Source organism: Ruegeria sp. (genome assembly GCF_965199275.1).
Lineage (GTDB): Bacteria > Pseudomonadota > Alphaproteobacteria > Rhodobacterales > Rhodobacteraceae > Ruegeria.
The window spans coordinates 428,859-441,932 of sequence record NZ_CBDAQX010000015.1 but is presented as its reverse complement, the minus strand read 5'-3'; the positions used below and the strand labels follow the sequence as shown (position 1 = coordinate 441,932).

The 13,074-nt window shown below is 55.6% G+C and carries 16 protein-coding genes; 6 read left to right on the top strand and 10 right to left on the bottom strand.

Annotated features, from left to right (window positions below):
- Positions 1-9 precede the first annotated feature (9 nt).
- Entirely contained in the window at positions 10-1,752 is a 1,743-nt protein-coding gene (locus ACOERD_RS13360; RefSeq protein WP_419737624.1) for an IS1634 family transposase, read from the bottom strand.
- Between ACOERD_RS13360 and ACOERD_RS13355 the strand changes: the two genes are divergently transcribed.
- Positions 1,745-1,939, top strand: a complete 195-nt coding sequence (locus tag ACOERD_RS13355; protein WP_419739348.1) for a hypothetical protein — start codon at positions 1,745-1,747, stop codon at positions 1,937-1,939. The genes ACOERD_RS13360 and ACOERD_RS13355 overlap by 8 nt on opposite strands.
- A gap of 224 nt (positions 1,940-2,163) precedes the next feature.
- On the opposite strand, the gene ACOERD_RS13350 is transcribed toward ACOERD_RS13355, so the two are convergent.
- On the bottom strand, positions 2,164-3,906 hold the full coding sequence (locus ACOERD_RS13350; protein WP_419737624.1) for an IS1634 family transposase: 1,743 nt from the start codon (positions 3,904-3,906) through the stop codon (positions 2,164-2,166).
- Between ACOERD_RS13350 and ACOERD_RS13345 the strand changes: the two genes are divergently transcribed.
- Positions 3,899-4,057: a hypothetical protein gene (locus ACOERD_RS13345; RefSeq protein ID WP_419739347.1), complete on the top strand. Its 159-nt coding sequence runs from the start codon at positions 3,899-3,901 to the stop codon at positions 4,055-4,057. The genes ACOERD_RS13350 and ACOERD_RS13345 overlap by 8 nt on opposite strands.
- Here the strand turns inward: ACOERD_RS13345 and ACOERD_RS13340 are convergent.
- The 4 genes from ACOERD_RS13340 to ACOERD_RS13325 all read right to left on the bottom strand — a co-directional run bounded on the left by ACOERD_RS13340 (position 4,039) and on the right by ACOERD_RS13325 (position 6,812).
- Complete coding sequence (locus tag ACOERD_RS13340) at positions 4,039-4,368, bottom strand: hypothetical protein (RefSeq protein WP_419739346.1); 330 nt, start codon at positions 4,366-4,368, stop codon at positions 4,039-4,041. The two genes, ACOERD_RS13345 and ACOERD_RS13340, sit on opposite strands and share 19 nt — an antisense overlap.
- Before the next feature lie 133 nt (positions 4,369-4,501).
- Positions 4,502-4,678, bottom strand: coding sequence for a hypothetical protein (locus ACOERD_RS13335; protein ID WP_419737675.1), 177 nt, complete (start codon positions 4,676-4,678; stop codon positions 4,502-4,504).
- 28 nt (positions 4,679-4,706) lie between these two features.
- On the bottom strand, positions 4,707-4,838 hold the full coding sequence (locus ACOERD_RS13330) for a hypothetical protein (RefSeq protein ID WP_419739345.1): 132 nt from the start codon (positions 4,836-4,838) through the stop codon (positions 4,707-4,709).
- Positions 4,839-5,069: 231 nt separating this feature from the next.
- Positions 5,070-6,812 (bottom strand): IS1634 family transposase, encoded by a 1,743-nt coding sequence (locus ACOERD_RS13325; RefSeq protein WP_419737624.1) that lies wholly within the window; start codon positions 6,810-6,812, stop codon positions 5,070-5,072.
- On the opposite strand from ACOERD_RS13325, the gene ACOERD_RS13320 reads away from it, so the two are divergent.
- The gene (locus tag ACOERD_RS13320; protein ID WP_419739344.1) at positions 6,805-7,008 is read left to right on the top strand and encodes a hypothetical protein; all 204 of its coding nucleotides are present in this window, start codon (positions 6,805-6,807) and stop codon (positions 7,006-7,008) included. The genes ACOERD_RS13325 and ACOERD_RS13320 overlap by 8 nt on opposite strands.
- Before the next feature lie 16 nt (positions 7,009-7,024).
- Here the strand turns inward: ACOERD_RS13320 and ACOERD_RS13315 are convergent, their stop codons facing one another.
- The 3 genes from ACOERD_RS13315 to ACOERD_RS13305 are packed head-to-tail and all read right to left on the bottom strand — an operon-like array spanning position 7,025 to position 9,384.
- A complete protein-coding gene (locus ACOERD_RS13315; protein WP_419737676.1) occupies positions 7,025-7,693 on the bottom strand; it encodes a hypothetical protein in 669 nt (222 codons plus the stop codon).
- Positions 7,694-7,696: 3 nt separating this feature from the next.
- Positions 7,697-8,419 carry a DNA methyltransferase gene (locus ACOERD_RS13310; protein WP_419737677.1) on the bottom strand — a complete coding sequence of 241 codons (723 nt, stop codon included), beginning with the start codon at positions 8,417-8,419 and terminating at the stop codon, positions 7,697-7,699.
- Positions 8,416-9,384: an IS1595 family transposase gene (locus ACOERD_RS13305; protein ID WP_419737678.1), complete on the bottom strand. Its 969-nt coding sequence runs from the start codon at positions 9,382-9,384 to the stop codon at positions 8,416-8,418. Before ACOERD_RS13305 ends, ACOERD_RS13310 begins: the two co-directional genes overlap by 4 nt.
- A gap of 157 nt (positions 9,385-9,541) precedes the next feature.
- On the opposite strand from ACOERD_RS13305, the gene ACOERD_RS13300 reads away from it, so the two are divergent.
- The gene (locus ACOERD_RS13300) at positions 9,542-10,168 is read left to right on the top strand and encodes an adenylate/guanylate cyclase domain-containing protein (protein ID WP_419739343.1); all 627 of its coding nucleotides are present in this window, start codon (positions 9,542-9,544) and stop codon (positions 10,166-10,168) included.
- Positions 10,169-10,302: 134 nt separating this feature from the next.
- Here the strand turns inward: ACOERD_RS13300 and ACOERD_RS13295 are convergent, their stop codons facing one another.
- Positions 10,303-11,025, bottom strand: a complete 723-nt coding sequence (locus ACOERD_RS13295) for a DUF5765 domain-containing protein (protein WP_419739342.1) — start codon at positions 11,023-11,025, stop codon at positions 10,303-10,305.
- Positions 11,026-11,110: 85 nt separating this feature from the next.
- Here ACOERD_RS13295 and ACOERD_RS13290 point away from each other — a divergent pair, with 85 nt between their 5' ends.
- Both ACOERD_RS13290 and ACOERD_RS13285 read left to right on the top strand, forming a co-directional pair.
- Positions 11,111-11,965, top strand: a complete 855-nt coding sequence (locus ACOERD_RS13290) for a class I SAM-dependent methyltransferase (RefSeq protein WP_419739341.1) — start codon at positions 11,111-11,113, stop codon at positions 11,963-11,965.
- A gap of 97 nt (positions 11,966-12,062) precedes the next feature.
- Complete coding sequence (locus ACOERD_RS13285; protein WP_419739340.1) at positions 12,063-13,073, top strand: fatty acid desaturase; 1,011 nt, start codon at positions 12,063-12,065, stop codon at positions 13,071-13,073.
- Position 13,074 lies beyond the last annotated feature (1 nt).

Sequence of the window (13,074 nt, the reverse complement as noted above, 5' to 3'; positions counted from 1 at the left end):
TGAGGGAGCTCAGGCTTTGGTCTGGCCAGTTTTTCGGGTGCGCCCGGGGGGTATCTTGAAAGGGGCTTCGTTCCAGGTCAGGCCGACGCAGGTGAGGATGCGTCTGGCATCGACCGTGGCATGGCTTGGCATGCCGTAGCGGTCAGGGGTGCCTTTGTGGCGCAGGATCGAGAGCTGCAATGCGTTCAACTCGTTGCGGATACGAGCCGGGCTCATCGGGTGTCCGAGCAGGTCCAGATGCTTGCGCAGGTGCTGCAGGCAGCAGAAGGCCATGTAGCAGATGGCGATATGGGCCCGGACCCGACGCGGCGACCAGTGATAGATGGGCCGGATTTTCAGATCGTGCTTGTTGGTGCGGAAGCAGGCTTCGATCTCCCACAACTGGTGATAGCGGGCAATGACGTCCTGTGCCTCCAGTTCGTCCGCACCATGAACAACAATGGCATGCAGCCCGTCCCATTGTGCCGCTGCCTTGATCTTTGCATCATCCAGCGTGACGTCCCCGCTGTCGGGGAAGGCCAGGAAGCGGCCATATCCCCGGCTGCTGAAGCTGCCGGGTTTGCGAGAGCGCTTGAGCTTCTTGTGCAGCTTTTCGATTGCCTTGTCGCGCTTGTGGGCATCATTGCGTGCCCGGGTGGGTGACCAGGTCACAATGACCCGCGCTCCCTCCTGGTCGATCACCTTGTACCAGCCCTTCTCGGTTGCCTCTTCAGAACCGTGTCCAGCCCAAGGCTGGCGTCCCTCCGGGCTCAAAATGTTCGCCTTCACGGCGGCCGGGGCGGACTTCATGCGATAGCCGAGGATGTAGGGCAGACCCTTGTTCTGCAACATCTGCTGGTTGTCCTTGCTGAGCATGGCGGCATCGGCCACGAACGTGACCCTGGCCACGTCGAAGCGTCCCTCCAACGCCTTCAGCGCAGCTTCCAGCGTATGACCTTCCCAGGTGTTTCCCGGGAAGAGTTCATAGCCCACAGGCAGCCCATCGGAGGTGACGATCAGCGCCAGCATGACCTGAGCGCGGTGATGCTTGCCATCCTTGCTGAAGCCCTTGGCCAGAAGATGATCCTGCTCGACCCCGTCCGCATCCTCGGCCGGGTCCTCGCGCTCGGTGTCAAAGGCCAGGGTCGTGCAATCGTAGAACAGCACGGTCACTGGCCCGCCCAGCAACTTCTCTGCCGCCGCGTGAGAGGTTTTGCAAATCCCGTCTATCACCGGCGTATTGATGTAATCCATGCTCCGATAGACCACGTCCAGATTGAGCGTGATGCCTGCCTGGTTCTCCAACGCCTCCACGGTCGCGCGCTTGCTCTCGGGCTGTGCGATCCGCGCCATAACCAGCTCTTTCACAATGCGATTGGCACTTTTACGCGCCGCCCCCAGAAGGGCCCCCCAACCCAGTTGGTCATACATCGTCCCCATGACATCCCGCAGACCCAGAGAGACCCGCGCCTCCTCACGGCACTCGGCAAGATCAACGCCAAGCTTGTCCGGCCGCGGAGCGCGGCGCACCAGCGCCTGCAGATCGGCATATTCCGTGGGCGTGAACAGTTCCATTTGCGGCGAGCGATCAATGCGTAATTGCTCCATCAAGCGGCCCGCCAGACGCTTGATATCCTCAATCTCGCTGTCGTTATGGGCCACACCCACATGGCGCAGGATCTTCTGGCGTACCTTGGAGCCGGTGCGGACGGATTCAACGATCTGGATCCGTGTGCGGTTGAGCTTTGCGTCATGTTTGGTGCGGATGAACATGGGCGAAGAGGTTAGCCATCTGAAGGCCCATGTCAATACTTTTTATAATAATGGGGCACTACAACGCGCCTCTGAGCAACCACACCTGAAAACAAACCAAAAACCCAGTCAGATCAACAAAAAGGTCGGAAGTCAGGACGCCTGCGCCTGTTGTCGGCCGTGCGCAATGCGCCAATTCTTTGTGTAGCGTCGAACACTGTCATACCCGCCGCCAAAACCATCATCGGAGAGTTCCTTCCAGATTTTGGTCATCCGCTTGCGGTGTTTCTTCGGAAGCGCCTCGTTCTCCTCAAGCGTTTCCTGACTTCCGACATTTTTTCGTATAAGTCATTGATATTATTATGCCTTGGTTGCCAAAAGGCACTACACGGACTTTTTTCGCCAGCGATTGTTTCGGAGTGTTGAGGGAGCTCAGGCTTTGGTCTGGCCAGTTTTTCGGGTGCGCCCGGGGGGTATCTTGAAAGGGGCTTCGTTCCAGGTCAGGCCGACGCAGGTGAGGATGCGTCTGGCATCGACCGTGGCATGGCTTGGCATGCCGTAGCGGTCAGGGGTGCCTTTGTGGCGCAGGATCGAGAGCTGCAATGCGTTCAACTCGTTGCGGATACGAGCCGGGCTCATCGGGTGTCCGAGCAGGTCCAGATGCTTGCGCAGGTGCTGCAGGCAGCAGAAGGCCATGTAGCAGATGGCGATATGGGCCCGGACCCGACGCGGCGACCAGTGATAGATGGGCCGGATTTTCAGATCGTGCTTGTTGGTGCGGAAGCAGGCTTCGATCTCCCACAACTGGTGATAGCGGGCAATGACGTCCTGTGCCTCCAGTTCGTCCGCACCATGAACAACAATGGCATGCAGCCCGTCCCATTGTGCCGCTGCCTTGATCTTTGCATCATCCAGCGTGACGTCCCCGCTGTCGGGGAAGGCCAGGAAGCGGCCATATCCCCGGCTGCTGAAGCTGCCGGGTTTGCGAGAGCGCTTGAGCTTCTTGTGCAGCTTTTCGATTGCCTTGTCGCGCTTGTGGGCATCATTGCGTGCCCGGGTGGGTGACCAGGTCACAATGACCCGCGCTCCCTCCTGGTCGATCACCTTGTACCAGCCCTTCTCGGTTGCCTCTTCAGAACCGTGTCCAGCCCAAGGCTGGCGTCCCTCCGGGCTCAAAATGTTCGCCTTCACGGCGGCCGGGGCGGACTTCATGCGATAGCCGAGGATGTAGGGCAGACCCTTGTTCTGCAACATCTGCTGGTTGTCCTTGCTGAGCATGGCGGCATCGGCCACGAACGTGACCCTGGCCACGTCGAAGCGTCCCTCCAACGCCTTCAGCGCAGCTTCCAGCGTATGACCTTCCCAGGTGTTTCCCGGGAAGAGTTCATAGCCCACAGGCAGCCCATCGGAGGTGACGATCAGCGCCAGCATGACCTGAGCGCGGTGATGCTTGCCATCCTTGCTGAAGCCCTTGGCCAGAAGATGATCCTGCTCGACCCCGTCCGCATCCTCGGCCGGGTCCTCGCGCTCGGTGTCAAAGGCCAGGGTCGTGCAATCGTAGAACAGCACGGTCACTGGCCCGCCCAGCAACTTCTCTGCCGCCGCGTGAGAGGTTTTGCAAATCCCGTCTATCACCGGCGTATTGATGTAATCCATGCTCCGATAGACCACGTCCAGATTGAGCGTGATGCCTGCCTGGTTCTCCAACGCCTCCACGGTCGCGCGCTTGCTCTCGGGCTGTGCGATCCGCGCCATAACCAGCTCTTTCACAATGCGATTGGCACTTTTACGCGCCGCCCCCAGAAGGGCCCCCCAACCCAGTTGGTCATACATCGTCCCCATGACATCCCGCAGACCCAGAGAGACCCGCGCCTCCTCACGGCACTCGGCAAGATCAACGCCAAGCTTGTCCGGCCGCGGAGCGCGGCGCACCAGCGCCTGCAGATCGGCATATTCCGTGGGCGTGAACAGTTCCATTTGCGGCGAGCGATCAATGCGTAATTGCTCCATCAAGCGGCCCGCCAGACGCTTGATATCCTCAATCTCGCTGTCGTTATGGGCCACACCCACATGGCGCAGGATCTTCTGGCGTACCTTGGAGCCGGTGCGGACGGATTCAACGATCTGGATCCGTGTGCGGTTGAGCTTTGCGTCATGTTTGGTGCGGATGAACATGGGCGAAGAGGTTAGCCATCTGAAGGCCCATGTCAATACTATTTATAATAATGGGGCACTACAACGCGCCTCTGAGCAACCACACCTGAAAACAAACCAAAAACCCAGTCAGATCAACAAAAAGGTCGGAAGTCAGGAATTCTTTGTGTAGCGTCGAACACTGTCATACCCGCCGCCAAAACCATCATCGGAGAGTTCCTTCCAGATTTTGGTCATCCGCTTGCGGTGTTTCTTCGGAAGCGCCTCGTTCTCCTCAAGCGTTTCATCCAGACGCGCGCGCCAAGGCCCGAGCACCGGGTATGGCTGCGATTTGCGCTCATATTTGAACTCCGTCACTCCCGATCGGATTATCTTTCGAACCGTTGCACGGCTCAAATTGAGCGAACGGCAAATTTCCTTGATGCTCTTTTTTTCGATCAGGTGTAAGCGACGCACTTTTCTAATAGTTTCCACGCAAATCATCCCGCTTGCCTCTCCATCGACTGCTCAATGAAAGGGAATTATATACTTAAGTAACATTTTTATAGTGGACTGTCGCATATTGACGCGATAAAAACGAAAACCGCGCAAGGTATTTTAGCACTCTGCGCTCTCTTTAATCAGGCTTCTTGATACTCATTGGCCGCATGAATGCAGCCCTGATTTCATCCAATGACATTTCAGGCATGTCGATTTCTTCTTCCAACTCAGCCTTGGTCGGTTGATATTTGTTCGATCTGATGTGCAGATCGGCGGGTTCAGGCAGGTCTGCATTGTAACGTTGGTTTGTCATGCGAATTCCTAAATTGAATACATTGGTTTTAGCCGAGAAGTTCTCGCAAGCGGGTTTGGATTGGTTCAATTTTAGCCAGTTCGGTCAACAAAAACTCTACGTTGTCGGGGCCGTCGGCCTGACGCGCCCGCACAATACTGTCGTAATCAATTTCCAACAAATCACAAAACTCCCGACCTGTCATTGCCTCATCGATTGAAATTCTCTTCTTGAATCCTTCCCAGATCGCTTGCTTGTCTTCTTGATTGAAAGCACAAAAGTGTGCCTGGAACCGATATTCCTGACTTCCGACATTTTTTCGTATAAGTCATTGATATTATTATGCCTTGGTTGCCAAAAGGCACTACACGGACTTTTTTCGCCAGCGATTGTTTCGGAGTGTTGAGGGAGCTCAGGCTTTGGTCTGGCCAGTTTTTCGGGTGCGCCCGGGGGGTATCTTGAAAGGGGCTTCGTTCCAGGTCAGGCCGACGCAGGTGAGGATGCGTCTGGCATCGACCGTGGCATGGCTTGGCATGCCGTAGCGGTCAGGGGTGCCTTTGTGGCGCAGGATCGAGAGCTGCAATGCGTTCAACTCGTTGCGGATACGAGCCGGGCTCATCGGGTGTCCGAGCAGGTCCAGATGCTTGCGCAGGTGCTGCAGGCAGCAGAAGGCCATGTAGCAGATGGCGATATGGGCCCGGACCCGACGCGGCGACCAGTGATAGATGGGCCGGATTTTCAGATCGTGCTTGTTGGTGCGGAAGCAGGCTTCGATCTCCCACAACTGGTGATAGCGGGCAATGACGTCCTGTGCCTCCAGTTCGTCCGCACCATGAACAACAATGGCATGCAGCCCGTCCCATTGTGCCGCTGCCTTGATCTTTGCATCATCCAGCGTGACGTCCCCGCTGTCGGGGAAGGCCAGGAAGCGGCCATATCCCCGGCTGCTGAAGCTGCCGGGTTTGCGAGAGCGCTTGAGCTTCTTGTGCAGCTTTTCGATTGCCTTGTCGCGCTTGTGGGCATCATTGCGTGCCCGGGTGGGTGACCAGGTCACAATGACCCGCGCTCCCTCCTGGTCGATCACCTTGTACCAGCCCTTCTCGGTTGCCTCTTCAGAACCGTGTCCAGCCCAAGGCTGGCGTCCCTCCGGGCTCAAAATGTTCGCCTTCACGGCGGCCGGGGCGGACTTCATGCGATAGCCGAGGATGTAGGGCAGACCCTTGTTCTGCAACATCTGCTGGTTGTCCTTGCTGAGCATGGCGGCATCGGCCACGAACGTGACCCTGGCCACGTCGAAGCGTCCCTCCAACGCCTTCAGCGCAGCTTCCAGCGTATGACCTTCCCAGGTGTTTCCCGGGAAGAGTTCATAGCCCACAGGCAGCCCATCGGAGGTGACGATCAGCGCCAGCATGACCTGAGCGCGGTGATGCTTGCCATCCTTGCTGAAGCCCTTGGCCAGAAGATGATCCTGCTCGACCCCGTCCGCATCCTCGGCCGGGTCCTCGCGCTCGGTGTCAAAGGCCAGGGTCGTGCAATCGTAGAACAGCACGGTCACTGGCCCGCCCAGCAACTTCTCTGCCGCCGCGTGAGAGGTTTTGCAAATCCCGTCTATCACCGGCGTATTGATGTAATCCATGCTCCGATAGACCACGTCCAGATTGAGCGTGATGCCTGCCTGGTTCTCCAACGCCTCCACGGTCGCGCGCTTGCTCTCGGGCTGTGCGATCCGCGCCATAACCAGCTCTTTCACAATGCGATTGGCACTTTTACGCGCCGCCCCCAGAAGGGCCCCCCAACCCAGTTGGTCATACATCGTCCCCATGACATCCCGCAGACCCAGAGAGACCCGCGCCTCCTCACGGCACTCGGCAAGATCAACGCCAAGCTTGTCCGGCCGCGGAGCGCGGCGCACCAGCGCCTGCAGATCGGCATATTCCGTGGGCGTGAACAGTTCCATTTGCGGCGAGCGATCAATGCGTAATTGCTCCATCAAGCGGCCCGCCAGACGCTTGATATCCTCAATCTCGCTGTCGTTATGGGCCACACCCACATGGCGCAGGATCTTCTGGCGTACCTTGGAGCCGGTGCGGACGGATTCAACGATCTGGATCCGTGTGCGGTTGAGCTTTGCGTCATGTTTGGTGCGGATGAACATGGGCGAAGAGGTTAGCCATCTGAAGGCCCATGTCAATACTTTTTATAATAATGGGGCACTACAACGCGCCTCTGAGCAACCACACCTGAAAACAAACCAAAAACCCAGTCAGATCAACAAAAAGGTCGGAAGTCAGGAGATCGGCGGGTTCAGGCAGGTCTGCATTGTAACGTTGGTTTGTCATGCGAATTCCTAAATTGAATACATTGGTTTTAGCCGAGAAGTTCTCGCAAGCGGGTTTGGATTGGTTCAATTTTAGCCAGTTCGGTCAACAAAAACTCTACGTTGTCGGGGCCGTCGGCCTGACGCGCCCGCACAATACTGTCGTAATCAATTTCCAACAAATCACAAAACTCCCGACCTGTCATTGCCTCATCGATTGAAATTCTCTTCTTGAATCCTTCCCAGATCGCTTGCTTGTCTTCTTGATTGAAAGCACAAAAGTGTGCCTGGAACCGATATTGAATATGCTGGGCGTTGCGTTGAATGAACCCGTGCATTGACTGCCTCTCTGCGCTAGCTTTTTTTGTGTCGAACACATGACCGTCCTTCAACTCAACTATATGGCAGTTTTGCTCGCCTTTTCGGCGCTTGAAAACCATAAAGTCAGGCTCTGATCCCGAAAAATCCAAGGTCCGACTTCGTTTAATTTCACGTTTTCGGGCAAGCAACACGCCCTCAGGCATGATTTCTTGTTCCAAAAAGGTGTCCAGATTAGGGATGTTGGGAACAGCTTCCACGATCATCGATTCCAGTTCTGACCCCGATGAGATTACAGCTGACTGTATCTTGCTGGCCAATTCACCTAACGCTTCATTCCCAAACAACCGGGCGTAAGAACCAGATGTGTTCTTTGGTTTGGCATCCCGTAATCGTGCCATAATCTAACCGTTCAAGTCGCAACCAAGGAAGGTGCGGCCATGGTTTCGTGCCGCTTGCAGAACCGAAAACGACCCGGCAGCCGGATCAATTACAAAATCGCCTTCGTGGCTCACGGCGGCCATGAGTTGACCTTGTATGTCTATTGGTTTGGAATGTGGGTGATCCCGCTGGGATACTTGTTCTTGAATTACATCTGGAATGTTATGTATTTTCCACACGCCTTTTGCCTTACGCGGCTGTTTCTGTAGTACTATGCAGTATTCTCCTCTGCGCCGAGTGCGATAGCCCATACCAAATGTACCCTTGTTCCACGTTAAAAGATCCACAATGTCCAGCCTCGTTCCGTCCAGCCACGGGTGAATACCTTGGCAAAGGTGAAACTTATCCACCCATAAAAAGAGATGGCCTGATGGGATAAGCGTACGATCTATTCCGCGAATAAAATTGGCGATGGCCTCCTCCGGCATTTGCTGTAGGGCGCTGCGGCGTTTTCCACGAACTTTGCCTTCGTTCCCATATGCCAGCTTTTCAAGCACGCCACGGTATTGGGGATCGAAGAATGCGACTGGAACTGCGTCCGCAGGTATAGCGGAAAGGAACTCAAGACCGTCCATCTTAAGGCGCGTGTTGGGCTTAAGGACATCGGGAAGCACCAGCTTTGGCACGGTCACCGTGCGCGTGTTGGAAAATACCCCGGCAGTACTTTGCGAAGTTCCGACGCTCATGACCGCGCTCCGCTATTCAATCCGTTATCCTCGATTAGCTTCTTGTAAGGCAGGTTCTTTCCAGCCATCCCATGCACAACGCCGCCCATTTGGTCGATTGTATCCTTTGGCCTGTTGTTGTGACGGTGCTGAAACTCGTCCACATAGCGTTGCAGATGCTTGGGCGACATCTTGTGATAGACGCCATTATAACCCCGCTTCATAGGAGCCCAAAAGCTTTCCAGCCCGTTGGTGTGCGCCTGATCGCGGACATATTCACCCACTGAGTGCTTTACCACCTCATGCGGCCTGTCAATGCCCTTGTAGGCACTAGCCTCATCGGTATAGAGTGTTGCTCCTTCGACGGCATGCTCGTTCACAAACCCCTGCAAGGTCTCTTTGTCTGTGCTCTCTACCACTTTGGCAACAACCTGACCCGTTTCGCGATCCCTGATACCAGCAACAGCAGCCTTGCCAACAGCGCCACGTCCAGCCTTGAGTTTCTTCTTCGCGTGTTTGTTGCCTTCCTTGCCGCCTATGTAGGTTTCATCTGCTTCGACTGGGCCATTAAACCAAGGCATGTTTGCCTCCATTGCAGCCCGAAGACGATGCAGCATGAACCACGCGGACTTCTGCGTAACACCAAGCTCACGGTGCAACTTCATCGAAGATACGCCCTTAAGGTTAGTTGTGAACAAGTAAATACCAATGGCCCATGTGCGATATGGTAGCCGGGTATTCTCAAGGATCGTGCCGACCCGAACCGTAAACATGGGTTTTTTGGAGCACTCACGACACCTGTGCGTCATGCTTGGATGCCTGATGCCTGACTGCACGTTGAAAGAACCGCAATGCGGGCAAAACGGACCATCTGGCCAATGTAGTTCCTCAATCCACTTACGCGACTTTTCTTCATTACCGAACATTGCAGCAACCTGTAGGAAGGTCAGGCCCTTGCGGTTTGATTTTCCCGGTGCTTTTGTCATTTTTACACTCCTGAATGTTATTAAAATGTAACAAATGCGTCGGAGTCCGTCAATCATAAATGTTACTTAAGTATATAATTCCCCAATGAAAAGGATGTCTACAACCATAGGGAGGGGTCAAATTTGGACGCCGATTTCCCCGCTTAGGGGGTCAAAATTGCACGCTTTTCTACAGGCGGTCGTGAAGACCTTTCCGGTTCGCCCGACGATCATCCACCCTCAGCCGAGCGCATTGATCGACCAAACGTTCGAGGACAATATCGCCGAATACGAGGCTGATGGTGAAAACAAAAGCCTGTTGGTCACAATCATGATGACCGATGTGGTAAACTCGACCGAGATCGTCGCGCGTCTAGGCGATGCCGAGTGGCGCGATATCATGGACACTCTGGATACGGCAGCGCTTGAGACTGTCGCAGAACACGAAGGCACACTTGTGAAACTGATGGGTGACGGCATGCTGGCGATCTTTCCTCGCCCCAGTGCCGCCATCGCTTGCGCCAAGGCCTTTCGGGCCACGGCAGACGCGCTCGGCCTAAAGCTTCGGGCCGGTATTCATTGTGGAGAGTGTCTGCGCACCACCAACGATGTGACCGGCATCGCGATCGCAATCGCGGCCCGTGTTCTTAGCCTGACACCGGGAGGGCAGACATGGGTTTCCAGCACCGTGCGCGATCTGGTTTTGGGTCTGGGACTGGAGTTTCAGGAAATTGGCCCCAAACAGCTGAAAGGCCTGCGTGACGATTGGGTTCTGTATCAACTGGAGGATGACGCCGAGACGTAGTCGTGCCTCCATAGAGTTTCTTGCCTCCCACCGGCTTGAGGGGGAACCGGGTCTCCGACCAGATCGGAACTGCGGTTCGCAGGTTAGGCACGAGGTAAAGAAAGTGATGCGCGGGTGAACGGTTTGTTAGGGTATTAGAGTGGTTTTTTATTGGTCCCGTTCACCCAGCGCAGCACAGTCCACAAAGGCCATGATCTTGCTTGCAGCGCCGATTTGAGCGGCGTGAACACGATCATCATGACAATGCCCAGCGAGAACAGACACCAGATCGCAGGCATTTCCGTAGGGCTATCGGTTGAGGCCAAGGCCAGCGTGGGCCCGATAAGCAGTTGAAACCCCGCGACTTTCCATGCGCCCAGAGCGGCGGGCAGCAGGAACATCACCGTGAAATAAACCGGGAAGTTCAGATCATATTGCTGCCCGAAAATCGTGGCAGGCAGGCTTTCACCCAGATCATTCAGTGGCAGATGCCACCCTATGTGCCAGCTTTCCGCCTTCACACATAGATGATCGCTGCACAAAAGGCGCCCCGGTCGGCATGGGCCTGCCCAGTCGAACGGATAAATTTGCAGCAGCAAATACGCTCCGGTCAAAGCGCCGAGGCCGAAGACAACCGGCGCTATCATACCGCGCACATCCTTTGGGATGAAATACAAGGCGAGAATGCCGGTAAACAGCGGCTGAAAGGCGATGTGTATATAGGCCAGTAACGCGGCGACCTGGTTTTGGGGCAACGCACATTGCCCCTCGACGGAATAGGAATAACCCTGCAGCACTTCGATCGCGGTGAAATACACCAGCGGCGACCAGAGCAAAGGGCTCTCTCCTTGGCGTATGGCCTTGACGGTGGCGATCACCCCGACGGCAGCGATGGTATAGGACGCTGGCCCGCTCCAACACATTGCTATATCAATCCTTCAAACCACTCGTCTTGGGATCAGTATGCATTCGGTCAGCCCTCAAGAAAGCCTTTTTTGGGTCGACGACATTCTTGAGGATTTCGCGCGGTTCGACTTTCCCCTGAAAGACATCTGGCTTAGCGCAGCCCGGTTTCATTTCCAGAATCTCGACCCTGAAATCTGCGCACTACCACCCGGCGCGCGGGCGTTAGAGATCGGCTGCGGGGCAGGTATCCTACTAACCATGCTGCGCCAACGGAACCCAAACATCGCACTGGACGCCATCGAGCCTTTCGCCGAAGGCTTCGCACCGATGGAGCATGTTCTGGATCACGCCGCCAAACTGGGTGGAGATATCCAACGCAGCACCTATGAGGCCTACACGCCCTCGCAACCCTATGACCTGATCTACATGGTCAACGTGCTGGAGCATTTGCCGGATTGGCGGCATTTCCTGGATACTCTGCCGCGATTTCTGGACACACAGGGCCGCTGCCTGATCCTCTGCCCCAACTACGGTTTCCCTTATGAGCCGCATTTCAACATCCCCGCGCTTCGCTCAAAGACCCTGACAGGGCGACTGTTTCGAAAGCGGATTACATGGGTTGAGGACACTTACGAAGTTCATGGGTTGTGGAACAGCCTCAACTTCGTCCGTCTGGCCCAGATCAAACGTCACCTGAAGGGGTCCGGCCTGCGCCTGCGCGTGCGGTCTGAGATCACCGATCGCATGATCGACAGATTCAACGATGATCCGGTATTTCAGGAACATATCGGCGTGTTCAACGCGATCGGGCGCGGGGCAAAAAAATTGGGCCTCACGCAGGTTGTTCGCCTGTGGCCATTTGAGAACATACAGCCCTATATGTTTCTGGAGCTGTCCCAAACCGATGCCTGAGCCGCGCACCTCATCGAATTTGGCGGAAATCCAAAGCCATGCTAACGATTGGGGACGCTAAGCGTTTTCATAGTCTCAATCATTTTCAGTGACGGTAATGAGTTCGATCAAGGTTCCGAGGGAATTCACAAAACCAGACGATAGGATGGCCTGCAAAGCGCTGGCCATCAGCGCAGGCGTTGTCGCTGCGGCGCTTGCTATCCCTGCCCTTTTTCCCGGGGCATGGCTTTCCCTGACCTTAGGTTCGATCCTGTTTGCGGCAGGAATCCTGCGGCTCTATTCCATCCAGCATGACTGCGGGCACTACAGCTTTTTCACAAACCGCACGTGGAATGATCTCCTTGGGAACCTCCTGTGCCTCTTTTCCGGGATCGCGCATAGCGTTCTGAGGTATAATCACAACCTGCATCACCAGCATCTGGGCAATCTGGATCACCGGGACGCCCACGAGGTCTATGTCATGACCCGGCGCGAATATGAGAGCGCGCCCCTGTCCAGGAAACTGTTCTATCGCGCCTACAGGCACCCTATCACCTTGTTCCTGATCGGCCCGGTTCTGATTTACTTTGTCCAATACCGCTGGCCCCGAAACACACTGAAAGTCAGCGTCCGGGATGTTCTATTGCAGAATATCGCCATGTTTGTCTTCTGGGGCCTGATCATCACATTTCTGGGTTGGTGGAGTTTTTACGCCCTGATCCTTGGCAGCCTTCTTGCAGGCAGTTTCGGAATATTTGTCGTCTATGTCGGGCACAACTTCGAAGAAACCTATTGGCGGCCGTCGGGCGACAAAACCGCCCATGCAGCCGCTCTGCGCGGTGCAAGTTCGCTCCGACTAGGACCGGTTGTGGATTTTGTTCTGCTAAATTTCGGTTTCCATGACCTGCATCACCTGAACGCCAAAATCCCCTGCTATCACCTCAAGACCTGCAACGCCTCAATTGCGCAGGACTGGAACAGCGCGGCGATCGACGTCCGAGGCGCGCTCAGTTGCTTGAAATGGAGGCTGTGGGACGAGGATGCCAATCGGATGATCCCCTTCCCAAATAGCCTACTCCATGATCTCAGCCTGAACTCGCACGGCCCGGCACCTTCGGCAGAGCTTTAGT

Excerpts from the sequence above, each read along its gene's own strand:
- ACOERD_RS13355 (WP_419739348.1), top strand. The coding sequence starts at position 1,745 with ATGAACATGGGCGAAGAGGTTAGCCATCTGAAGGCCCATGTCAATACT.
- ACOERD_RS13350 (WP_419737624.1), bottom strand. The coding sequence starts at position 3,906 with ATGTTCATCCGCACCAAACATGACGCAAAGCTCAACCGCACACGGATC.
- ACOERD_RS13360 (WP_419737624.1), bottom strand. The coding sequence starts at position 1,752 with ATGTTCATCCGCACCAAACATGACGCAAAGCTCAACCGCACACGGATC.
- ACOERD_RS13315 (WP_419737676.1), bottom strand. The coding sequence starts at position 7,693 with ATGGCACGATTACGGGATGCCAAACCAAAGAACACATCTGGTTCTTAC.
- ACOERD_RS13340 (WP_419739346.1), bottom strand. The coding sequence starts at position 4,368 with ATGATTTGCGTGGAAACTATTAGAAAAGTGCGTCGCTTACACCTGATC.
- ACOERD_RS13345 (WP_419739347.1), top strand. The coding sequence starts at position 3,899 with ATGAACATGGGCGAAGAGGTTAGCCATCTGAAGGCCCATGTCAATACT.
- ACOERD_RS13290 (WP_419739341.1), top strand. The coding sequence starts at position 11,111 with ATGCATTCGGTCAGCCCTCAAGAAAGCCTTTTTTGGGTCGACGACATT.
- ACOERD_RS13305 (WP_419737678.1), bottom strand. The coding sequence starts at position 9,384 with ATGACAAAAGCACCGGGAAAATCAAACCGCAAGGGCCTGACCTTCCTA.
- ACOERD_RS13335 (WP_419737675.1), bottom strand. The coding sequence starts at position 4,678 with ATGACAAACCAACGTTACAATGCAGACCTGCCTGAACCCGCCGATCTG.
- ACOERD_RS13285 (WP_419739340.1), top strand. The coding sequence starts at position 12,063 with ATGAGTTCGATCAAGGTTCCGAGGGAATTCACAAAACCAGACGATAGG.
- ACOERD_RS13320 (WP_419739344.1), top strand. The coding sequence starts at position 6,805 with ATGAACATGGGCGAAGAGGTTAGCCATCTGAAGGCCCATGTCAATACT.
- ACOERD_RS13325 (WP_419737624.1), bottom strand. The coding sequence starts at position 6,812 with ATGTTCATCCGCACCAAACATGACGCAAAGCTCAACCGCACACGGATC.
- ACOERD_RS13310 (WP_419737677.1), bottom strand. The coding sequence starts at position 8,419 with ATGAGCGTCGGAACTTCGCAAAGTACTGCCGGGGTATTTTCCAACACG.